The organism is Rhizobium sp. IY2, assembly GCF_047532935.1.
Taxonomy (GTDB): Bacteria; Pseudomonadota; Alphaproteobacteria; order Rhizobiales; family Rhizobiaceae; genus Rhizobium; species Rhizobium anhuiense.
In genome coordinates this window covers 609,478-630,519 of sequence record NZ_JBLKNU010000001.1, presented here as the reverse complement: position 1 = coordinate 630,519, position 21,042 = coordinate 609,478, and the positions used below count along the sequence as shown (strand labels likewise).

Genomic DNA, 21,042 nt, shown 5'->3' with positions numbered 1-21,042 from the left:
CTGTGTTTATCGGTCGAGGATGGTCTTGCGGGCGCTGATCGTGCGTCCGCCGTCGGGCGAGAAGAGATAGAGTTCGCTGGCGTCGAGCTTCAGCGCGACGTTCTGATCGGCGGCAAAAGGCGCGACATAGCTGAGCTGCACCGTGATGTTGCCGGTGCCGCTCTCCGAGGCGACGGTCCTGAGATTGCCGGCGTCGATATAGAGAATGGTCTCGCGGCCGAGATGCTCGACGAGCCGGACCTGACCGTTGATCGCCCCGCTTTGGCTGCCGTCGGCGACCACCGAGATGTTCTCCGGCCGCACACCCAGCGTCAGGTTGGCGCCTTTCGCCAGCGCTGTCGCCTCCGCCAGTTCCACCGTCACCGGCACAAGGCCGGGCGCCGAAACCGTGACATTGCGGCCGGACACCTCATCGACGGTGACGCCGAGGAAGTTCATTCTGGGCGCGCCTAGGAAGCCCGCGACGAAGAGGTTGTCGGGGTTGCGGTAGAGCTGCAGCGGCGAGCCGACCTGCTCGATCACCCCCTGGTTCAAGACGACGATCCGGCTTGCCATGGTCATGGCCTCCACCTGGTCGTGGGTGACATAGACCATGGTGGCGCCGAGTTCCGCATGCAGGCTGCTGAGCTCGACACGCATCTGGGTTCTGAGCGCGGCGTCGAGGTTCGACAGCGGCTCGTCGAAGAGGAAAACGTCGGGCGAACGGGTGATCGCCCGGCCGATCGCTACGCGCTGCCGCTGGCCGCCGGAGAGCTGCTTCGGCCGCTTCTCCAGCTGGTCGGTGATCCTCAGGATCCGGGCGGCGCGTGCCACGGCCGCCTCGATCTCGGCCTTCGGCCGTTTGGCCATCCGCAGGCCGAAGCCCATGTTCTCCGCTACCGTCATGTGCGGATATAGCGCGTAGGACTGGAAGACCATGGCGATGCCGCGGTCGCCCGGTTCCTGCTTGGTGACGTCGCGGCCGTTGATCAGGATCTGGCCGGAGGAAATCGCCTCCAGGCCGGCGATCGATTTCAAAAGCGTGGATTTGCCGCAGCCGGAGGGGCCGACCATGACGATGAACTCGCCTTGCGCGACGGAAAAATCGATGCCGCGCAACGCATGATAAGCGCCGTAATTCTTGTTGATCTCACGGAGTTCGAGACTGGTCATGCGTCCTGGCTCTCTGCTGTTGAAACTGGAAAATCGAAGTGCTGGATCATCCCTTCACCGCTCCCATGGTCAGGCCGGCGATGAAGTGCCGCTGCATCAGGAAGAACATGATGACCGGCGGCACGGCGACGACGATCGTGCCGGCGGAGATGAGGTTCCAGGCCGAGACCCATTCGCCGCGCAGATTGGCAAGGCCTGCCGTGACCGGCTTGACGCTGTCGCTGACGGTCAGCACCACGGCCCAGAAATAGTCGTTCCAGATGAAGGTGAAGATCAGGATGGCAAGGGCTGCCAGTGCCGGCCGCACCAGCGGGATCGCCACGTGCACGAGCGTCTGGAAGGGAGAGGCGCCTTCGGCGCGGGCCGCCTGGAACAGTTCGTCGGGCAGTGCGGCGATGAAATTGCGCATGAAGAGTGTCGCAAAACCCGTCTGGAAGGCGACGTGGAAGATGATCAGCGCCGCCGTCGTGTCGATCAGGTCGAGCTGCACCATCAGGTCGCGCACCGGGATCATCATGATCTGATGCGGCAGGAAATTGCCGCCGACGAACAGCGCAAAGATCAGCATGTTGCCGGGAAAGCGGTACCGCGACAGCACATAGCCGGCGAGTGTGCTGAGCGCCAGGACGCCGATCACCGAGGGAACGGTGATGATCAGGCTGTTGAGGAAGTAGCGGGCCATCGGCGTCTGCGTGAAGACATCAGTATAATTGTCGATCACGCCGATGCCGGTCGGCCATCCCCACAGATTGCCGCCCATGACATCCTCGGTCGAGCGGAAGGAGGTGAGGATGATCGCAAACAGCGGGCAGAGCCAGAGCAGCAGCACGATGACGACGGCGAGCACATAAAAGCGTCGCTGCCAGACTGCGGCTTCGGGAATAGGACGAGGATACATCAGCCTCCCCTTTCTTCGGTGCGGATGATGCGGCTGAGGTACCAGGCGATGAAGGCGGCCATGATCACGAAGAGCACGGAGGCGATCGCGGCGCCGTAGCCGAAACGATAGGAGAAGATCGACTGCTCGAACATCTGGTAGGCGAGAACCGAGGACGAGCCGAACGGACCACCGTTTGTCATCACCGACACCATGTCGAAGGATCTGAGCGCGCCGACGACGGTGACAGCAATGGCGATGAAGGTGACCTGGGTCAGTTGCGGCAGCACGATGTGCCACAGCATGTTCCCGCCCCTCGCCCCGTCGACACGGCCGGCCCCGATCAGCTCTTCGCTGAGATTGTTGAGACCTGCGAGATAAAGCACCATGCAGAAGGTGATCTGCGGCCAGAGTGCTGCAATCACGATGGCGAAGGTGACGAAATGCTCGTCGGAGAGAACCGCCGGCGCCGTCGCTCCAAAGGCCTTGAAGATCAGCGCGAGCAGCCCGAATTCCGGCGTATAGACCCAGGTGAAGACGACGCCGACGGTGACCGAGGCGAGCACCAGCGGGATGAAGAACAGCGATTTCAGAAAGCGCATGCCGCGGATTTTCTGATTGATCAGCAGCGCGATGGCGAGGCCGAGCGGCGGTGCCGCCATGAACATGACAAGCCAGATCAGGTTGTTTTTCAGCGACACGTAGAATTGCGGATCGTCGTAGAGCTCGACGTAATTGCCAAAGCCGATCCACACCATCGGGCCGAAGCCGTCCCAGTCGTGCAGGCTGATCCAAAGGCTCCGGACGGCCGACAGCAGGATGACGGTGAAAAACAGCAATATCGCCGGCGCGATGAGCAAAGTCGGGGTAAGCCACCAACGCTGGCGGCGCCATAATGTCTGCATTTCAGGAGCCTCGTTTACGACAAAAGCAAGCGGCGAACTGCCCCTCATCGGGCTGCGCTGGTCGGGCTGCCCCTCATCCGGCTGCCGCCACCGACCGGGGTCGAGCCACGGGTCTCGACCCGTCCTTCGGACCCACGCTCGCGGGGCGAAGAGACGAAGCCGCAACCTCTCCGCCCCCCGCACGTCTCTCAGGGCACGTCCCCTCTCCCCGTCAAAACGGGGAGAGGGTTAGGGTGAGGGGCAACCATGAACGCCAGGACGAGCGGCCGACGTCAGATCTTGTAAATCCGCTTACGCGTGCCCTCGAGGCGCGTCAGGATCGCCTTGCGCCGTTCGGGTTTGGCCATGAATTCCTGGAAGCCGACGAGGCCGGCCTGCGCCATGTCGGGGTCGCTGTCACGGTCGTAATATTGCGACGTGCCCTCTACCGTTTTCATCGTCTCGACGGCAATGTTGACCAGCTGGTCCTTGCTGGGCGGCAGGTCGTGGCGCGGCGGCACGTTGCCGCCCGGCTCCAGATAGGCCGCCAGATTCTCAGGCTTGTAGAAATAGGCTAGGAATTCGCGCGCGCCCTGCTTGTTCTTGGCCTTCGCCGGAATATGGATCGAATTGACCGAAAACTCTTCGAAGTGGCCGACCTTGGAATCGAGCACCGGGAAGGTCGCATAGGAGAGCTGCGGCAGATCCTCGGCGGTGAAGGCCGAGCGCAGGAAGGCGCCCAAGTTCATCATGCCGGCCTTCTTCTGCGCCAGCAGCGCCGCGGCCTCCTGCCAGCCGAAGGACGTGTGGTTGGCCGTGAAGAAGTCCTTTGATATCATCGCTTCCCACTGGTCGAACACGGCCGTCAGCGACGGATCGAGATAGCTCATCTCGCCATTCATCAGCGCCATGTGCTTGTCGAGGCCGTTGATGCGCAGGTTCATCTGATCGAACCAGCCGGCAGCCGGCCACAATTCCTTGGTACCGATCGCAACCGGCGTAATGCCCACCGCCTTGCACTTGTCGCCATAGGCCATGAATTCCTCGGCGGTCTTCGGCACGGTCAGCCCATGCTGCTCGAACACATCCTTCCGGTAGAACATGCCCCAGAGCGTGCCGCCTGTGGGAAGGCCGTACTGCTTGCCGTCTTCGGTAACGGCCCCCGCCGTCGCGCCGAGCACGTCCCTGTACTTCTCTTTCTCGAAAAGATCGGAGATGTCGTCGAACAGGCCGCGCTTGACGAAGGCGCGCATGCGGTTGCCCGAAAACCAGGAGCAGACATCAGGCGCGCCGGCGACGAGATAGTTGCGGATGGCCGTTTTGTGGGCCTCGTGATCCATATTGTTGATGACGACGTTGACGCCGGCTTCCTTGCTGAAGCCCGCGGCGATTGCCTTCAGCGCATCGAGCGCGGCCCCATTGTTTTCGGCCGAGATCATCGTGACCTCTTGGGCCTGCGCGATCGCGGGAATTGGAAAACTGCCGGTGACCGCAGCGGCAGACACGATGCCCGCACCCTTCAGGAAGCTCCTGCGGGTGGCTGACGGAAATTGCTTCGAAAATGCCATTGAATTCCTCCCAGTTGATCGATCGACATCTCCCGACCGCCGCCTCCTCCATGAAACGACCGACCAGGCTTTCAACGCTGCGATCCACCCCGATTCCAGCGATAATCCGCCTGGCTGAGTTGATCCGCGGCCGAACTTATGCATAGATCTTGGCAGCCCGCAATAATTAATTTACAAAATTAAGGAATGCAAAGTGAAGCTCAAAGGCGACCAGACCACGGCGAGAGCCATGAACCGACGCCTCATCCTCAACCTCCTCAGGCGCGAGGGACCGAGGAGTCGCGCCGACATCGCCACCGTCATCGGCTTGAGCCCGGCGGCCGTGACCTTCGTTGTTTCAGACCTGCTGGAGGAAGGCATCGTCGTCGAAGGCAAGACCGTGCCCGGCCTCACCGGCCGCCGACCGATCCCCGTGGATATCAACTACGAACACGCGCTTGCCGTCGGCTTCAAGCTGATGGTGGATTCGGTGGAATGCGTGGCGACCGACCTCGCCACCAACCCCATCGCCGCCATGCGGGTAAACCTCGACGGCCATGAGCCCGAGAAGGTCGCCGACCTGTTGGCGGGTACCGTGCCGGAACTGGTGAAGCTCGCCGGCCGTCCCAACGCCAAGCTCGCCGGCATCGGCATCTCCATGCCGGGCGTCTTCAACCACGAACAGACCGCCTGCGTGCGCAGCCACCGCTTCAGCTGGGACAACGTCCCCCTCGCCTCGCTGGTCGCAAACCGCGTGCATGTCCCGGTCTGGCTGGAAGACGATACCAACGCCTATGCCATCGCCCAGCAACTCTTCGGGCTCGGCCGCCAACATCGCAACATGGCTGTCCTCGCCGTCGGCGTCGGCATCAGCTGCGCGCTCGTCATCGACGGCAAGCTCTATCGCGGCGCAAATGGAGCGGCCGGCAAGTTCGGCCATACCCTCTTCGAAGAGAACGGCCGGCTCTGCGAATGCGGCAAGCGCGGCTGCCTGATGGCCTATCACTCCGAAGCTTCGATGCTAAGGCGCTGGCGGGAAGCAACTGGCCGAGACGAGCTCGATCTGCCAGAACTCTGCAAGGCGCTCACATCAGGCGACCCCACCGCCCTCGCCCTCGTCGCCGATTCCGGCCGCGGCATCGGCACCGCCCTTGCCAATCTCGTCAATATCACCGATCCCGAAGTCATCGTCGCCGGCGGCGAAGCCGTCTCCCTCGGCGATCCTTTCCTGGTGCCGCTGCGCGAGGCGCTGGCCGCCCGAACCTTCAGGACCGCGCCACCGCTTTTGCCCGACTGGGAAGACAATTCCTGGGCAAGGGGTGCCGCCGCCCTGGTGACGCAGAAGATCTTCGACTTTGAATCGTCGGGTGGGGTGACTGATATTGCGACGCTGGGAGGGGTTAGGTTGAAAGCGCCGGGGTCTTCGTCGGCGGCTTGAGCGATGAGCTCATTGCTGCTGGCGGACGTGTGGTTTCGGCAGCTTGCGAGCACCGCGAAGGGATCACTGGGTGGGAAGTTCCCGTGGTCGGTTGCAATTCGCGCTCGCGCGATTAGTTTTTATACCGCGCCACGCTCCCTCGGTGGCAAAGAGAAATGACCGTGAGCAAGCCATGTGCCGAAATATAAAACCACTGTTCAATTTCGATCCGCCAGCGACGGACGAGGAGATTCATGATGCCGCGCTGCAGTTCGTACGCAAGCTGAGCGGAGCGACCAAGCCGTCGAAGCGCAACGAGGTTGCGTTCGAACGCGCGGTCGGTTCGATCGCTGCTTGCGCCCGCGAACTGCTCGATTCACTGGAGACGTCTCAACCGCCTCGCGACCGCGAGGAAGTAGCGGCGAAGGCGCGCGCGAGAACCGCGATCCGCTTCGCGTAAGAAAAATCCCGTCCTCGCAGGAGCGTAGGCCTGCAGATACACTGTCTTACAAAAATGGGGGTTTCCAGACACATCCCTGGTTCAATCATCGACTGAAATACCGATGCGGCCGATGAGCCGAAAATGGTCAATTCAGAAGGATGCAACGATGAAAATGATCCAGGCTATCGCACTCGCCCTTGTTCTCGGCGGCGCAGCAGCAGCACAGGCAGAACAGCCGCTGCAGCGCACTGATCTCATCAGGAACGATATTGACGTGCCCGGCCACGAGGCTATTCAGGTCCGCGTCGATTTTGCTCCCGGCGTTCTCGCCCCCAAGCACTCGCATCCCGGCGAAGAGATCGCATTCGTCATCGAAGGAACATTGGAATACCAGCTCGAAGGCGCAGAGCCGGTGACCCTGAAAGCCGGCCAATCCTTGTTCATTCCATCAGGCGTCGTTCACTCGGCGAAGAACATCGGCAGCGGCAAGGCGTCGGAATTGGCGACCTACGTCGTGCGCAAGGGAGAGACCCTCGTCGTGCCTGCGAAGTGAGACCACATCAGCATTGAACCGCCGGCACGTAAAGCGCTCACGCTCGGACCTTTGGTCCGAGCGCCCGCTAGGTGACGATCTCAGAACTCGTCCCACTGGCCGCTCGCCAGCGCCGCGTTGCCCTGTGTCTGATACGCCTTGGCGACCCTGGCCTTGAGTTCGCGCGCGGGAGACCCCGCATCCGTCGGCTTCGCCGGCGCCGGCCTTGGGGGAGCGGCAGATGCGGACCTCTTGCCGATATGGAATTGGCTGAGCATTTCCGCGATCCGTCCGATCTCCCGGACAAGAGCATGGCTTGCGGCCGTGGATTCCTCCACCATGGCGGCATTTTGCTGCGTGCCCTGATCCATGGCATTGACGGCCATGTTGATCTCGGCAAGCGCGGTCGCCTGTTCGCGCGCCGCCTCGACGATCGAGCCGATATGATGGTCGATCTCCTTGACCTCATCGACGATGACAGCCAGCGCTTCTCCCGTTTCCCCGACCAGCGAAACGCCTGTCTTGACCTGCTCGCCGGAGGTATTGATCAATTCCTTGATCTCTTTTGCCGCCTTGGCCGAACGCTGGGCCAGCTCGCGGACTTCCTGGGCGACGACGGCAAATCCCTTGCCGGCCTCACCGGCGCGCGCGGCCTCGACGCCGGCGTTCAGCGCCAGCAGGTTCGTCTGGAAAGCAATCTCGTCGATCACGCCGATGATGCTGGAAATCTCACGCGATGAACTGTCAATCGCGCCCATCGCGGTAACCGCCCGTTGGACGATCTGGCCGGATTTTTCCGCACCGGCGCGCGCCTTTGAAACCAGCTGCCCCGCCTCTTCCGCGCGCCTGCTGGAATCCTTGACGGTCGTGGTGATCTCTTCGAGCGCAGCCGCAGTCTCCTCGATGGAAGCGGCCTGTTGCTCGGTGCGCTTGGCAAGCGCGTCGGCGGCGGAGCGAATCTCCTGCGATCCGGCATGGATCTGCGACGCGGCGGAATCGATCTCGCTGATCGTGCTCGTCAATTGATCCAGCGCGTGGTTGAAATCGTCACGCAGTTGGTGATAGGCGGCGGGCAGGTCATCGGTGATGCGATAGCTGACATCCTTGGCGACGATGGCGGACATCGCCTTGCCGAAACAGTCACTCACAAGCTTCTGCTCGCTCGCAATCGCTTCCGCCTGAGCCTTCTGCTTGGCGATTTCCGCTTCGTCGATATAGACCGAAATGGCCAGATCCATATCGAGCATCACGGCCTTGACCAGACTTGCCAACGCCTTTGCGAAGTCCGCCGGCTTCATGGTTTTCTTGGAAAACATTCCGCCTTTTGGAAACATCTCCTCGACAGCGCTCTTGATCAGGTGGTCGACAAGGATGGCGTAGCCGCCGATATACCATCTGGGTTCCAAGCCGATACGCGCGTGAACGGTGCCGATGGTACGGACCTTGGCGACGTAGTCCTCATTGAAGTTGCCATCGGATATATTCGCCCAATGCCCCACCTGGGCGCCCTTGGCTCTGGCAATATGCTCATCCGACGAAAAGAAGCGCTTGACCTCGGGGCTGTTGCGCAACTGCGCATAGAATTTGTCGAGACCATGCGGCAATTCCCGCTCGATCAGCGCTTTCAGCGAACGGATCCCGGCACGCCCTTGCTGGTCGAGCCCCATGAATTCGAGGCGACGTTCGATATTCCGGTTTTGCGACCCGGCATCGACCTGTCCGGGTGTCGGGTGCCCATGAGCCTGATGACCAGTGGGGGCATGGGAATAGTTCGACATTGGCACCTCTTAGAGACAGAACTTCGGTAACCGATGTGGCGCGGGAATCCGTCTCCGAAACCCGTATTCATAGCAGCTTGTCGTGCAGACCCCGCCCATCGGACAACCGCGAATTGACGGCCGGCATGGTTTGCAAAGAGTAAATTCCCTTGATAAAACACAATTATTCAACGCCCTTTGGATACACGCGCGGATTTTGGATGTTCTTGCGCAAAGCCGGCATTATCGAGAGGAACGGGGACCGACGGTCCGCACAGACTGTGGATGCCAAGCCTTTCAATGATACCCGTTCGCCTCGGCCAGCCGCAGCAGCGCGTCATTTTCGTCTGCGACGCCTTCCGTCAGGCGGGCAGCGGCAATCACGGGAAGCCAGGCCAGGATGGCACCGACCTCCACCTCGGCCACGGTGGACGAAAACAGGTGAGCGAAATTGTCGAAACACGCATAGGACGAACGGATCGCTGATGCCTGTTATCGAGAACTTGTCGGGCCACGACGGAGGGTATTCAGTCCGAAGCTCCAACTACGAGGGGAACGTCGGCCATGAAGACCGCCATCATATTCGACTGTGAATTTCTTTGCCTCGAAGGCTCGCAGCGCAGATTTTGGTGCGCGGCCCACGATCCCGATCCTGTCATTGCGCAGATCGGAGCCGTCAAGCTCGGACTCGAAGGCGAGTTTCCGATCCTTGGCACGTACAAGTCCTACGTCCGGCCCGTCGACCGCTTCGGCAAGCGGTATCCGCTCGATCCATACTTCACCCATCTGACCGGCATCACCGAAGAGGATATCGACGCCCATGGCGTGGCGCTGGAGGATGCGCTTTCCGGTGTCGACAGCTTCTCGGGCGGCGCCCGGTTCTGGTCCTGGGGTAAGGATGAGATGAACATGGTGGCCATCAGCTGCTATGTCGCAGGCATCCAGCCTTCCATCCCGGCCCGCCGGTTCGACAACGCCGTCAAGCTTCTCATCGCAGCGGGCATGCCGATCGAGGATTTGGCAAAGACGCCCAGCAACAAGCTGGCCGACTACTACAACGTCGACCATCCTGCCTTGCAGGCGCATGACGGGCTCGACGACGCTCTGTCGCTATCGTACACGCTGCAGCATCTGATGAAGATCCGGAAATTGCAGCCCGAGGTTTTCGATCGGCTCTGAAGGCACGAGACACCAAGGGCTTGAAGCAGCGCCCGGCCAAACGGCGGGCACTGCTTTCTTAGGGCGGGCAGCTTATTGCTGCTGTTGCGCTGGCGCTGCCGGCGGCGGCGTACCGATCTTTTCCAGAACCTTCTTGGCCAGGGCCGGGTCGCTCTGCGCGGCGGTCAGGATCGAGGAATATTCCTCGACGGAGATGCCGTTGGAGGCTTCGACGGTATCGACCATCTGCTTCTTGGCTTCATCCTGTAGCTTTTGCTTGGCAGCCTCGTCCTTCGTCGCGCCGATCTTGGCCGAATATTCCTGGCGGACCTTGTCGACCTGCAGATAAGCAACGGCAAAGGCCTCGATTTTCTTATCGCTGACGGGTGCGGCCGCGCCGTTGCCACCGGTCTGTCCCTGCATCGGCGCCTGGCCTTGTGCCGGCGGCTGCTGTTGCGCCTGGGCCATATCAACAGCGAATGCCGGGCTGAAAGCAAGCAGGCTGAAGACCGCAGCGGTCATCGTTGCGACGGGTGTGTAACGAGTGATCATATTCGTTCCTTTTCACGTGCATGATTTGAGCGGCAGCAGAACCGGCTCGGTCGATCGCTCAGCCGTTGGGGCTGGCGAGGTCGCGACGATGGAACCTTTAAGAGGGCACGGTGCGGCGGCAACGGGGCGATTTGCTGACGATTGAGCGGCGGCTTTGTGACCGTCGACATGTCGGCTGGTGGTCACCGCACCGTCACTTCCAACCACTTGCCGTGACCGGAGCAACCGCTACCGCGCAAACCTGCGGGCGCCGGCCACGCACAGAATGACGGCGACCGTGACGGCGAGCATGGCCCAGGTCACGGGCTCGTGCAGCAGGGTGGCAGCAAGCGCCAGGCCGAAAAACGGCTGGAGCAGCTGCAGCTGGCCGACGGCGGCAATGCCGCCCTGCGACAGGCCGCGATACCAGAAGATGAAGCCGATCAGCATGGAAAACAGCGAGACATAGGCAAGACCCAGCAGCGCCGGCGTTTCAATGCCGGAAAAGCTTGCCGGCCGATGCAAAAGCGCGACCGCGACCATCACCGGCAGCGACAGCACCAGCGCCCAGGAAATCACCTGCCAGCCGCCGAGCGTGCGCGAAAGCCTGCCGCCTTCGGCATAGCCGAGGCCGCAGACGATGATCGCCGCCAGCATCAATAGGTCACCGATCGGTGACGCAGTCAGCCCTTGCGCCAGCGCGAAGCCCGCCACCAGCGCGCTGCCCAGGATGGAAAACAGCCAGAATGCCGGCTTCGGGCGTTCTCCGCCGCGGATCACGCCGAAGATCGCCGTCGCCAGCGGCAGCAGGCCGACGAAAACGATCGAATGAGCTGATGTGACGTGCTGCAGCGCCAGCGCCGTCAGCAAGGGAAAGCCGACCACGACGCCGAGCGCGACGACAGCAAGGGAGAGGGTATCGCGCCCGCTCGGCCGTTTCTCTCTGAAAGCGATCAGCAGGCCGAGGGCGAGAATGCCGGCGATCGCCGCGCGCGCCACGGTGAGAAAGACGGGATCGAACTGCATCACCGCCACGCGCGTCGCCGGCAGCGATCCGCTGAAGATCACCACCCCGATAAAACCATTGATCCATCCCGATGCCATGCGGTCCATGATGCGCTGCACTCCTTCTTTTCCCAGCTCTTATCGGCCAACGGCGATGGTCATGACAGTAACAGTCTGATACGATTTCGTGAAACTGTAATGATGCAGAAAGCAATACAGATGAATGAAGGACGCACACGCGTAGAGATGGTCGTCGCGACGATCAGGCAACGCATTGCCGGGCGCAGCCTGACGCCGGGCGCAAGACTGCCGTCCGTCCGGGGGCTGGCGGCGACGTTGAAGCTGTCGACATCGACGGTCGTCGACGCCTATGAGCGGTTGGTCGCCGAAGGCGCGATCCTGGCAAGACCGGGTTCGGGGTTCTATGTCGCCAACCAGGCAGCCCCGTTTGCGCTTGCGCAGAGCGGACCGAAGCTCGACCGCGCCGTCGATCCGTTCTGGATATCGCGGCAATCGCTGGAGGCTGATGAAACAGACCTGAAGCCCGGCTGCGGCTGGCTGCCACCCTCCTGGCTGCCGGGGGAAGGGATGCGCCGCGGGCTGAGGACGCTTGCCCGCGCCGACGGGCCGGCCCTCGCCGACTACGGCTCGCCGCTCGGCTTGCCGCAACTGCGCCAGCTGATTTCGCGGCGCATGGGTGAACGGGGGATCGAAGCCTCCCCTGAGCAAATCATGCTGGCAGATTCCGGCACGCAGGCAATCGATCTGCTCTGCCGTTTCCTGCTGGAACCCGGCGACACGGTGCTGGTCGACGATCCCTGCTATTTCAACTTCCATGCGCTGCTGCGCGCCCATAGGGCAAAGATCGTCGGCGTCCCCTATACCCCGTCCGGTCCCGATATCGAACTGTTCGCGCAAGTCGTCGCCGAAAAGCGGCCGCGGCTCTACATCACCAACTCCGCCATCCACAATCCCACAGGCGCAACGCTTTCCCCCGTGACGGCCCACCGGCTTCTAAAACTCGCCGAGCAGTTCGATCTGACCATCATCGAGGACGATATCTTCGCCGATTTCGAATATTCGCCGGCGCCCCGCCTTGCCGCCTTCGACGGGCTCGAGCGGGTCATTCACATCGGCAGCTTCTCGAAGACCCTGTCGGCCTCGGCCCGCTGCGGTTTCGTCGTGGCAAAACCGGAATGGATCGACGGACTGACAGATCTCAAGATCGCCACCTCCTTCGGCGGCGGCCGGCTGACGGCGGAACTGGTGCTGAACGTCCTGAGCGACGGCAGCTATCGCAAACACATGGAGACGCTGAGACACCGGCTCTCTCGGGCGATGAGCGAGGTCTCGGCCAGACTGAAGGGCTTAGGGATAACGCCGTGGCTGGAGCCACAGGCCGGGATGTTCCTCTGGTGCCAGCTGCCCGAGGGCATCGATGCGGCCGATGTGGCGCGCGCTGCACTGGAAAGGAGGATCGTTTTGGCTCCCGGAAACGCATTCAGCCTGTCGCAATCGGCGACCAATTTCATGCGCTTCAACGTGTCTCAAACACTCGATGCGCGGGTGTTCGAGGTGTTGGGCGATGCACTGGCAGGACGAGGACAATGGAGGTCGGAGGCACAGGCTCAAGCGCCTTCTTCTCACTGCGTCCAGGCCCTCTCATGAGGGCGGCACCCCCAACGCTTCCGGAGTGGCATTCACCAACGCCCTCATCATTGAGGCGCGCAGCCCGCAGGGCGGAGCCTCCTGCGCAGCACCTCTGAGTGAGGCTGTCTCGGTCTCCGCCCGCAACGATCAAAACGACCGGTGAACCGCCTTGTCATTGGCAAGACGCGTCACGCAGCCTTCGAGCTTGGCGAGCAGCAGATCGAAGTCGAGCGGCTTCGTCAGATAGTCCGCCGCTCCGCCGCGTAAGCCGGCAAGCGTGTTTTCCCGGTCGGTCAGCGCCGTCAGCAGGATGAAGGGGATGTTGGAGAGCTCGGGGTGGTTGATCTGAATTTCCGCCAGTAGCTGGTGCCCATCCATGACAGGCATCGAAATGTCGCTGATGACGATGTCGGGCCATTTCGACAGGATCATTTCCAGCCCCTCGGCGCCGTTCGAAGCCTCGAGCGTCTTGTAGCCGGCTTCGCTCAACTCTTCGACGAGGAGGTTCCGGATCTCGACTTCGTCTTCTATGCACAGGACTGTAACCATGAGCTCTTCCTTAAGCTGCGACTTGTTGATCCGACAATAGGAACGCTATTGGCAGAAGAATGGTGAATGTTGTGCCCTTGCCGAGCTCGCTGCTTACCTCGACGGTGCCGCCATGCAGTTCGACGACCTGCTTGACGACGTTGAGGCCGATGCCGGTTCCGGCAATGCCCGTGGCGCTGCGGGCGCGGTAATAGGGCTGGAACAGCTTCGGCAGATCCTCCGCATCCATGCCGATGCCGCTGTCGGAGATGGCGATCTCCACCGTCTTCTCGTCAGCCCGGGCGCGGACATGAATGTCGGGCGCGTTGGGCGAATATTTGACGGCGTTCGAAATCAGGTTGGTGAAGACCTGTTCCATGGCGCTGCGGTCGAATGTCAATACATCGGGTATCGGCTGGAGATCGAGATGAAACACATGCGAGCGGCTGAGATGGCGCTGCCTGTCGCAGCAGGTGACGAGCAGGGCTTTCAGATCGCCTTCGCTGCGCTTCAGCGTGATCTGTCCGGTTTCGAGCCGGCCGCTGGCGAGAATGCTCTCCATCAGATCGACCATGCGCACCACCGCGCTGCGGATCACGCCTGCTTTTTCGTGAACGTAATCGCCACTGACGTTGGTCGTCGAGCGGCAGAGCCGCTGGGCAGCGGCGTCGATGATTGCGAGCGGTGTGCGAAACTCGTGCGAGGCCATGGCGACGAACTGGCGCTGGAGCGCATTCACCTGGCGTTCGTGCACCAGCAGGCGATCCAGTTCCTCTCTCTGCCTTTCGATCTCGGCCGTTCGATCGGCCACCATCTCTTCCAGATGGTTGCGGTGATGGGTGAGTTGCGCCTGGCTGTCCAGCAGGGTCAGCGAGGTGCGATGCAGACCTCGTCCCAGCCAGAACACGACGGTGATCAGCAGCGCCAGACAACCGAGCCCCGCCGGCGCGATCTGCTGAAGCAGCATGTATCCGGGCCGGATGGGAGGCCACACGAAATAGCCGATCGTGCCGCCGTCATGCGATGACACAGGCACTTGCGCCCGCTCGTCCTCACCTTTCGAAGACGCGAAATGCAATCCTTCGAGCAGCGCATGATGGGCGATGCTTTCGGCAGTTTTTCCATCGATGAACTTGACCGAGATGGCGATGAACTCCTGGCCCGCCTCGATCTGCATCCTGGTCGAACTCGGCAGAATGGGACGCGCGCTTGCTATCGCCGGCCTTTTGCCGATCATGATCGTCCGAACCGTGGCCAGTTGACCAATCGGTTCGGCGCCGGGCTCTGCAGCCCGCTCGACGAGAGCGGCACGCATCTCTCCGGCAAGAGCGGTCATTTCTTTGCCGTCGTCGTCATCGAGCCGCGGCGGCATCGCATCCGCGCCGTCACGGAACGCAAACATCAGGCGATTGGCATCGTCGAAGATATAGGTTCTGTCGTGCGCGAAATACTGGCTCGTCCACCGCCCGACATTGTCGAGCAGCCATTCATGGTTCCGCTGCTTGGCATAGAGGAAGGCATCGTCCCATTTGGTGACGCTTTCCTGCTCACGGGGAAGTGCTGCGATCTGCTCTTCCAGTCCCTGTCGGACGAAATCGGCCTGTCGGCGCAAATAGAGATCATCGACCTTGATTGCGGCGAGCCACGCAAAACCGCACAGCAACACGGCCGCAGCACAGGTGAGCGTTACCAGGACAAACGTAATGTGGGATGTGAGTCTGACCTTCAATACCTGCAACCTTTTGATGGCGACTGCCACCGAGAAATTGACACGCAAAGGTTGACGGACCGTGAATTATGCGCTCCCGTGCAGGTCCACAACTTGTCTCCTATAGGCATTTCACAATCTCCGAAGGAGAAGCGTATGGATGCTCCCGCATCGCCGGAAACGTCGGATATCAGGATCGAACCGATCGCTGCCGCCCACATCGATAGTTTTCATCACGCACTCGACCTGGTCGCGCGGGAGAAAAGATACCTGTCTATGCTGGAAGCGACTCCTCTGCCGCAGACGCGGGAGTTCGTGATCGGCATGATTGCAAAAGGCAATCCTCAATTCGTTGCCACCGCTCAAACCCAAGTCATCGGTTGGTGCGACATCAGCCGTCATTTTTTCCCGTCGCATGCCCATCGTGGAAACCTGGGAATGGGTATCCTTCCTGCCTATCGGGGCAAGGGTCTGGGACGAAGGCTTATCGAGACGACATTGAGCGCCGCACAGAAAAGCGGTTTTGCCAGGGTTGAACTCGATGTTTACGAGGACAATGCCCGTGCGATCGCTCTCTACGAAAAGGTCGGATTTGCCCGCGAAGGCATCGTCCGACGGGCGGCACGCATCGACGGCCGGTTCATCGATGCGATCAGCATGGCGCTTTTGTTCGACGAGCGCGGCTTCTCATAGATCCTGGTATCGCGTCGATTTTTGAACGGGGCGAGTCCGGCTGATCATCATTTCGGCCTGAACTTGGAACAAATGCCCTTGCACGCAATGAGCCCAGCCATCCCCTATCGGGCGAAAGCCTCGAACGGATTGTCGTGAGTCAGGCGCATCAGCGTCCCGTCGTCTATGCCGCGCCGTTTCAACTCGGGCAGCAAGACCGTGGAAAGATGGGTGTACGGCTTGGGTGTCCCGCCCATCGGCAGTGCCGGATCGAACCAGCCCCGGTCATGGCTCAACAACAGGCGGTCGCCGCAGCCGGCCTCCAGCGCCTTGATGACCAGATCCGCCACCTCGTTATCTTCGGCCCGGCCGACATGGTCATACTCGATCCAGGCGCCTCGCTCGGCCACGGCGACGTTATAGGCGAAGTCCTTTTCTTCCTGCGTATGGATCGAGATGAATCTGTCGGCCCTGTAGCCCTCCGCCTCGATGACATCGAGTTGATCCATGACGACCCGTCCCCTGATCGTATGACTGCCGATGACGGCGTCTGTCTGCGCCGCGGCGCGCGCGGCCGCCCGCAGGATTTTTGTCTCGAGCGCCGTCATGCCGTCATCGCCGGCACTGAGCTTGATCCAGCCTGCCTGGAACCCGGTCTCGTCGATCTGCTCTGTCAGCTCGCGAAGCATCCATACCTCCAGTTCCTTCTCGGAAGCATGGCGGACCCATTCGGGAATCCAGGGTTCACGGTAATTGCCGGTGGGAACGACAATCGGAAAATCCGTCGCGAGCGACACGGCAAGATCGATATCCGCACGGCGTCCGACGCCGCCCGTCGAGCATTCGACCAGTGCCGTCACCCCGAGTTTCTTGATCCGTTCGATTTCGGGGGCCATCAGCCGAACGACGTCTTCAATGTCTGCTTCGGCATAACCGGGCTGGTCCGGCGTCCTGAGGTCGACGAAGACGTGCTCGTGCGGGAGGATCATCCCAAGTTCGGATTTGCTCTTAGGCCCAAGTGTCGTGCGCAGATATTTCAAAGTCTCTCCCCGCGGTCATGCCGCTTGCGTCGAGCCCTCGACCGCCCCCGAAGCTTCGACACTGCCGCGAAAGTAGATCGTCCCATGACGAAATCAATCGCTCACTCGACCGAAATTCTTCCGGGCTTCACGCCGGCCGGCGCACCGCGCGGATCTTGCCACTGCCGCCTCCGCCACAGAAGAAGCGGTCGGCACCGTCGGATTCGAGGCCGGAGACGCCGGTGCCTTCGGGCATGTCGAGCCGTTCCAGCACCTCTCCCGTTTCCGGGTCGATGCGCCTGACGTCGCTGTCGTCGCCCTCCCAGGTGCCGTGCCAGAGCTGGCCGTCGACCCAGGTGACGCCTGTCACGACGCGGTTGGATTCGATGGTGCGGAGGATCTTGCCGGTCTCGGGATCGATCTGGTGGATCCTGCGGCCGCGATGCTGGCCGACCCAGAGCGTGCCCTCGGCCCAGGCAAGGCCGGAATCGCCGCCATTGCCAGGCGCCGGGATGGTGGCGAGGATACGGCCAGTCTTCGGCTCGATCTTGTGAATGACATCCTCGGCGATCTGATAGAGGAACTCGCCGTCGAAGGCCGTCCCGGCATGGGATGCAACCTCGATCGAGCGCACCACCTCGCCGCTTTCGGGATCGAGCGCGTTCAGGCGGTCGCCCGAGGCAAACCAGACGTGCTCGCCGTCGAAGGTGACGCCATTGACGCGCTCAGCGCCGGGAAAAGGTCCATATTCACGCAGGATATTCGCAGCCGATTTCTTCATCTCTTCCATCCCTATGGTTCGGGCATCACAATCAGTCAGCCCACACTAATCGCTGGGCAGCGGTCCGGGGAGTAACAAGATCGTCGGGAAACCCGGCAGCGGCGGGCTCATCCAGCGCCGCGCCCGCCCGCGCCCCAGCGATTGCACCTTGCCTTCGCCCGCAAGGGAATCCAGCGCCCGCTGCACGGTGCGGGGGCTGGCGGCGAGCGCGATCGCCAAGGCCGAGCTCGACCACGCCTCGCCATCGGAGAGGAATACGAGCACTGCCCCATGCTGACCTTCGACGAGCGGCGCCAGCACCGCGATATCCCGGGCGCCACGCGGCGAAAGCGCAAAGCCGCGCTTCGTCGCTGACACCTCCGCCAGTCCTCGCAGTTCGGCCCGCAGCCGGCCAATCTCGACCCGCAGCCTGGCGCGATGCGATTCATCGGCGTGTTTGCCGCGGAAGGCGCGCGCGATGAGCGCTCCCCGTGTCACATCGCCCGGCCAGGCTTCGGCCAGCGTACGGGCAAGCGCAAACAGCACCGGCCGCGTCGCCAGCGAGACGGCGGCGCCCGCATTCCACACCACATGGCGGCAGGCATCGACGACGAGCGTGCCCGAACCGAGCAGCGCTTCCACCTCGCCGAGCAGCAGCAAGCGCTCCTGGCCGCGCGACATCAGCCGCGCCGCTGGCGTGTCGAGCACGAGGGCCGCAGTTTCGACCTCCGCCGTCAAAGCCTGAATATCGGCCGCGCGCGCCGCAACCCTTGCCCGGGCGAGCGCCGCACGCGCCGCCTGCGTCTGCAGGCGCCGGACGGCGATGCCGGCGGCCACCAGCTCGTGGGCAGTCCGCAGAGCCGGCGGCAGCGGCGTCGGATCGAGTGCTGCAAGCGCGCGTTCGGCCTCGTCGAGACGCCCGATCAACACCAGCCTGCGAATGGCGACATTGCCCGCATGCGCGGCATTGACCCTGTCGCCATGCGCTTCCAGCACTTTGCGCGCCGCTTCCAGCGCCTTCGGCGGCCAGAGAAGATCACGCGAGACGAGCGCGATCTCGGCCTCGGCAACCACGCAACGCGCCCGCGCCACCGCCTCGCGCGGGCCGAAGGCGCGCGCAGCACTCTTCAGCAGCGCCTTGGCGCGGACGAGATCGCCGAGCTGCGCCATCGCGATGCCGCGCAACGCCAGCGCCGGCGCGTCGTCACGCAGCGCCACCCGCTTCAGTGCGCCGAGCGCATCGCCCGATGCCAGCGCCTGCGCCGCGGCTGTGATCAGCGAGTCCATTCAAATCCCGTCACACTTGTCACTCCCGCCTCCTTCCGCCCGGCCGTAATCTGCTCTGGACCCGGCAACCAATCCGCGCCGGATGCTACGACGACAGACAGGCAAAGGAGAAGACCCATGACGACAGAGCTGAACGCAACACGGCAGCAATGGCTGGCGGCAAGGCTCGACCTGCTCGAAGAGGAAAAGGCGCTGACCCGGCAAAGCGACGCGCTGGCGCTCAAGCGCCAGCAATTGCCGCGTGTGAGAATCGATAAGGAATACCGCTTCGATACGGACGACGGCAACGTCTCACTGAAGGACCTCTTCGGCGGCCGCTCGCAGCTTCTCGTCTATCACTTCATGTTCGGGCCCGATTATAGCGCGGGATGCCCCTCCTGCTCCTCGATCGCCGACGGTTTCAACGGCTTCTTCGTCCACCTCGAAAACCACGACCTCGCCTTCTGGGCGGTTTCGCGTGCGCGACTGCCCAAACTTCAGGCCTTCAAGCAACGCATGGACTGGAGTTTTCCCTGGGCCTCCTCCTTCGGCAGCGATTTCAACGGCGATTTCAGCGTCTGGTTCTCTGCCGAGCAGCAGCACCAGGGCGGCATAGAATACAACTACCGCCGCGAGTTCCCCGCTCCCGAACCGCTCGCCGGCAAGACCGTGCAAGAATGGCAGTCGCCCGGCAGCGAGGGCCCGGTCGCGCAGATTGCCGCCATGACCGGCACCGATGTCGCGACCTACACCCGCGACCGGCCGGGTGTCAGCGCCTTCGAACTCATCGATGGCACGGTCTACCACAGCTATTCCAGCTATGCCCGCGGGCTGGATGGGCTCTGGGGCATGTACCAATGGCTCGACCGCGCGCCCAAGGGCCGCAACGAAACCGGCATCTGGTGGCGCCATCACGACCGCTACGGCAAGGAGTGACTGCGATGCTGCTTTCCACCCCCACCCCGGAGAGAGGCGACGGCAACGCCGAATGGCTCTCGCTGGCCGCCGCCGCAGTCGGATCAACTGATAAGCCGAGCAGCAGTGTGGCTAGCGCCGGCGGCCGGCTCGCCGCCCACGCCGCCGACTGGCTGGCATTCGCCGCCGCCCCAACATTCGCGATCATGGCGCTGCTGACGGCAGCAACCGGCAGCACCGACATGATGTGTATGACAACGCCTGATGCCTTCCCGATCGGGGGAATGGTGCCGATGTACCTGCTGATGGGCGGTTTCCATCTAGCGCCCTGGCTGCGGCTCTTCGCCGGCCGGCAGGGCCGGAAGTGAGGATTCTGCCGCACCCCATCTCTCTTCTCGCCGCTGGGAAAAGAGAGATGGGGTAGCGCCCTCGTCAAACTTCTGCTGACGGAGCGCGGCGGAGCGAAAGGCTTCCTCGCTCCGCGCGGCTCCCATTCCGCCGTCTCCAGCTTTACACCCTTACCGACGCGCCCAAGTTCATGCCCTCACCTCGATAAAGTCGATCGGCCCGCCGGCAACCTCGTCGTCGAAGACCGCGCAGGAAAGCTTGCCGCCGAAGACACAGCCGCTGTCGATGTTGGTGCGGTTTCCTGTCGTCACCGGGTTGGACAGTGACGGCGTATGGCCGTGGACCAGGTGCTTGCCCCAATAGTCGCTGGATTCACCGGGAGGGAACCGCAACCACAGAAGATCGTCCTCGCTCTGCCGTTCCAGCGGAAACGCCGGATCGACGCCGGCATGGACGAAGATGCGATGCCGGTCGACATGCATGAGCGGACGATCAGCCGCCCATTGCAGATGCTGGGGCGGAACTCTGCCGCCATAGGATATTTCGGTCTCGAGCCCGCCATTGCCGAGCCATACGGCTCGGCTGCCGCTGTCGGCATAGGCAGCGACCATCATGTCCTCATGATTGCCTTTCAGGCATATCCATCGCCATGGGTCGGCCGTGCCGGCAATGATGCGGTCGAGGACGTTTTTGCTGTCAAACCCGCGATCGATATAGTCGCCAAGGAAGACGACTGTCCCTTCAGGCGCATAGGTTTCGACCCGATCGATCATCCTGTTCAGCGGATCGATGCAGCCATGGATATCGCCTATGGCGAATGTGTAGCGCATGTCGCATTCTTAACGCCTGTCGAGAGCCAGGTGAAGTCCGCACC

21 protein-coding genes are annotated in these 21,042 nt (G+C 62.3%); 8 read left to right on the top strand and 13 right to left on the bottom strand.

Translation table 11 applies throughout. From position 1 onward, the window contains the following. Positions 1-6: 6 nt before the first annotated feature. The 4 genes from ACMUVN_RS03015 to ACMUVN_RS03000 all read right to left on the bottom strand — a co-directional run bounded on the left by ACMUVN_RS03015 (position 7) and on the right by ACMUVN_RS03000 (position 4,481). The gene (locus tag ACMUVN_RS03015) at positions 7-1,152 is read right to left on the bottom strand and encodes an ABC transporter ATP-binding protein (protein WP_097542237.1); all 1,146 of its coding nucleotides are present in this window, start codon (positions 1,150-1,152) and stop codon (positions 7-9) included. 46 nt (positions 1,153-1,198) lie between these two features. Beyond that, complete coding sequence (locus tag ACMUVN_RS03010) at positions 1,199-2,050, bottom strand: carbohydrate ABC transporter permease (protein WP_097661086.1); 852 nt, start codon at positions 2,048-2,050, stop codon at positions 1,199-1,201. Beyond that, positions 2,050-2,934: a carbohydrate ABC transporter permease gene (locus ACMUVN_RS03005; RefSeq protein ID WP_097542235.1), complete on the bottom strand. Its 885-nt coding sequence runs from the start codon at positions 2,932-2,934 to the stop codon at positions 2,050-2,052. Before ACMUVN_RS03005 ends, ACMUVN_RS03010 begins: the two co-directional genes overlap by 1 nt. Before the next feature lie 272 nt (positions 2,935-3,206). Then, the gene (locus ACMUVN_RS03000) at positions 3,207-4,481 is read right to left on the bottom strand and encodes an ABC transporter substrate-binding protein (RefSeq protein ID WP_414814869.1); all 1,275 of its coding nucleotides are present in this window, start codon (positions 4,479-4,481) and stop codon (positions 3,207-3,209) included. 193 nt (positions 4,482-4,674) lie between these two features. On the opposite strand from ACMUVN_RS03000, the gene ACMUVN_RS02995 reads away from it, so the two are divergent. The 3 genes from ACMUVN_RS02995 (at position 4,675) to ACMUVN_RS02985 (ending at position 6,872) form a co-directional block, all read left to right on the top strand. Beyond that, positions 4,675-5,898 (top strand): ROK family transcriptional regulator, encoded by a 1,224-nt coding sequence (locus ACMUVN_RS02995; RefSeq protein ID WP_028758222.1) that lies wholly within the window; start codon positions 4,675-4,677, stop codon positions 5,896-5,898. 172 nt (positions 5,899-6,070) lie between these two features. Next, a complete protein-coding gene (locus tag ACMUVN_RS02990; RefSeq protein WP_028756799.1) occupies positions 6,071-6,337 on the top strand; it encodes a DUF2277 domain-containing protein in 267 nt (88 codons plus the stop codon). Between the two features lie 148 nt (positions 6,338-6,485). After that, positions 6,486-6,872, top strand: a complete 387-nt coding sequence (locus ACMUVN_RS02985) for a cupin domain-containing protein (RefSeq protein WP_063475218.1) — start codon at positions 6,486-6,488, stop codon at positions 6,870-6,872. A gap of 80 nt (positions 6,873-6,952) precedes the next feature. Here the strand turns inward: ACMUVN_RS02985 and ACMUVN_RS02980 are convergent, their stop codons facing one another. Then, a complete protein-coding gene (locus ACMUVN_RS02980; protein WP_082849724.1) occupies positions 6,953-8,629 on the bottom strand; it encodes a globin-coupled sensor protein in 1,677 nt (558 codons plus the stop codon). A 543-nt stretch (positions 8,630-9,172) separates the two neighbouring features. Here ACMUVN_RS02980 and ACMUVN_RS02975 point away from each other — a divergent pair. Further along, the gene (locus tag ACMUVN_RS02975) at positions 9,173-9,787 is read left to right on the top strand and encodes a 3'-5' exonuclease (RefSeq protein ID WP_028756802.1); all 615 of its coding nucleotides are present in this window, start codon (positions 9,173-9,175) and stop codon (positions 9,785-9,787) included. A 72-nt stretch (positions 9,788-9,859) separates the two neighbouring features. On the opposite strand, the gene ACMUVN_RS02970 is transcribed toward ACMUVN_RS02975, so the two are convergent. Then, complete coding sequence (locus tag ACMUVN_RS02970; protein WP_063475193.1) at positions 9,860-10,318, bottom strand: DUF4168 domain-containing protein; 459 nt, start codon at positions 10,316-10,318, stop codon at positions 9,860-9,862. 228 nt (positions 10,319-10,546) lie between these two features. Further along, complete coding sequence (locus ACMUVN_RS02965) at positions 10,547-11,410, bottom strand: DMT family transporter (protein ID WP_028758216.1); 864 nt, start codon at positions 11,408-11,410, stop codon at positions 10,547-10,549. Positions 11,411-11,500: 90 nt separating this feature from the next. Here ACMUVN_RS02965 and ACMUVN_RS02960 point away from each other — a divergent pair, with 90 nt between their 5' ends. After that, on the top strand, positions 11,501-12,970 hold the full coding sequence (locus ACMUVN_RS02960) for a PLP-dependent aminotransferase family protein (protein ID WP_245294582.1): 1,470 nt from the start codon (positions 11,501-11,503) through the stop codon (positions 12,968-12,970). Between the two features lie 129 nt (positions 12,971-13,099). On the opposite strand, the gene ACMUVN_RS02955 is transcribed toward ACMUVN_RS02960, so the two are convergent. Both ACMUVN_RS02955 and ACMUVN_RS02950 read right to left on the bottom strand, forming a co-directional pair. Beyond that, positions 13,100-13,501 (bottom strand): response regulator, encoded by a 402-nt coding sequence (locus tag ACMUVN_RS02955; RefSeq protein WP_003560657.1) that lies wholly within the window; start codon positions 13,499-13,501, stop codon positions 13,100-13,102. 10 nt (positions 13,502-13,511) lie between these two features. Beyond that, entirely contained in the window at positions 13,512-15,257 is a 1,746-nt protein-coding gene (locus ACMUVN_RS02950; RefSeq protein ID WP_063475194.1) for a sensor histidine kinase, read from the bottom strand. 87 nt (positions 15,258-15,344) lie between these two features. Between ACMUVN_RS02950 and ACMUVN_RS02945 the strand changes: the two genes are divergently transcribed. Further along, entirely contained in the window at positions 15,345-15,881 is a 537-nt protein-coding gene (locus ACMUVN_RS02945) for a GNAT family N-acetyltransferase (protein WP_063475195.1), read from the top strand. A 104-nt stretch (positions 15,882-15,985) separates the two neighbouring features. Here the strand turns inward: ACMUVN_RS02945 and ACMUVN_RS02940 are convergent, their stop codons facing one another. The 3 genes from ACMUVN_RS02940 to ACMUVN_RS02930 form a co-directional block, all read right to left on the bottom strand. Then, positions 15,986-16,900 (bottom strand): phosphotriesterase, encoded by a 915-nt coding sequence (locus tag ACMUVN_RS02940; protein WP_063475196.1) that lies wholly within the window; start codon positions 16,898-16,900, stop codon positions 15,986-15,988. 127 nt (positions 16,901-17,027) lie between these two features. After that, positions 17,028-17,660, bottom strand: coding sequence for a PQQ-binding-like beta-propeller repeat protein (locus ACMUVN_RS02935; protein ID WP_028758212.1), 633 nt, complete (start codon positions 17,658-17,660; stop codon positions 17,028-17,030). Between the two features lie 45 nt (positions 17,661-17,705). Continuing rightward, positions 17,706-18,926, bottom strand: a complete 1,221-nt coding sequence (locus ACMUVN_RS02930) for a helix-turn-helix domain-containing protein (protein ID WP_414814868.1) — start codon at positions 18,924-18,926, stop codon at positions 17,706-17,708. Positions 18,927-19,043: 117 nt separating this feature from the next. Here ACMUVN_RS02930 and ACMUVN_RS02925 point away from each other — a divergent pair, with 117 nt between their 5' ends. Both ACMUVN_RS02925 and ACMUVN_RS02920 read left to right on the top strand, forming a co-directional pair. Beyond that, entirely contained in the window at positions 19,044-19,841 is a 798-nt protein-coding gene (locus ACMUVN_RS02925; protein ID WP_063473333.1) for a DUF899 domain-containing protein, read from the top strand. A 5-nt stretch (positions 19,842-19,846) separates the two neighbouring features. After that, complete coding sequence (locus tag ACMUVN_RS02920; RefSeq protein ID WP_063473334.1) at positions 19,847-20,188, top strand: hypothetical protein; 342 nt, start codon at positions 19,847-19,849, stop codon at positions 20,186-20,188. 168 nt (positions 20,189-20,356) lie between these two features. Here the strand turns inward: ACMUVN_RS02920 and ACMUVN_RS02915 are convergent, their stop codons facing one another. Further along, a complete protein-coding gene (locus tag ACMUVN_RS02915; RefSeq protein WP_063473335.1) occupies positions 20,357-20,998 on the bottom strand; it encodes a metallophosphoesterase family protein in 642 nt (213 codons plus the stop codon). Between the last annotated feature and the right edge of the window lie 44 nt (positions 20,999-21,042).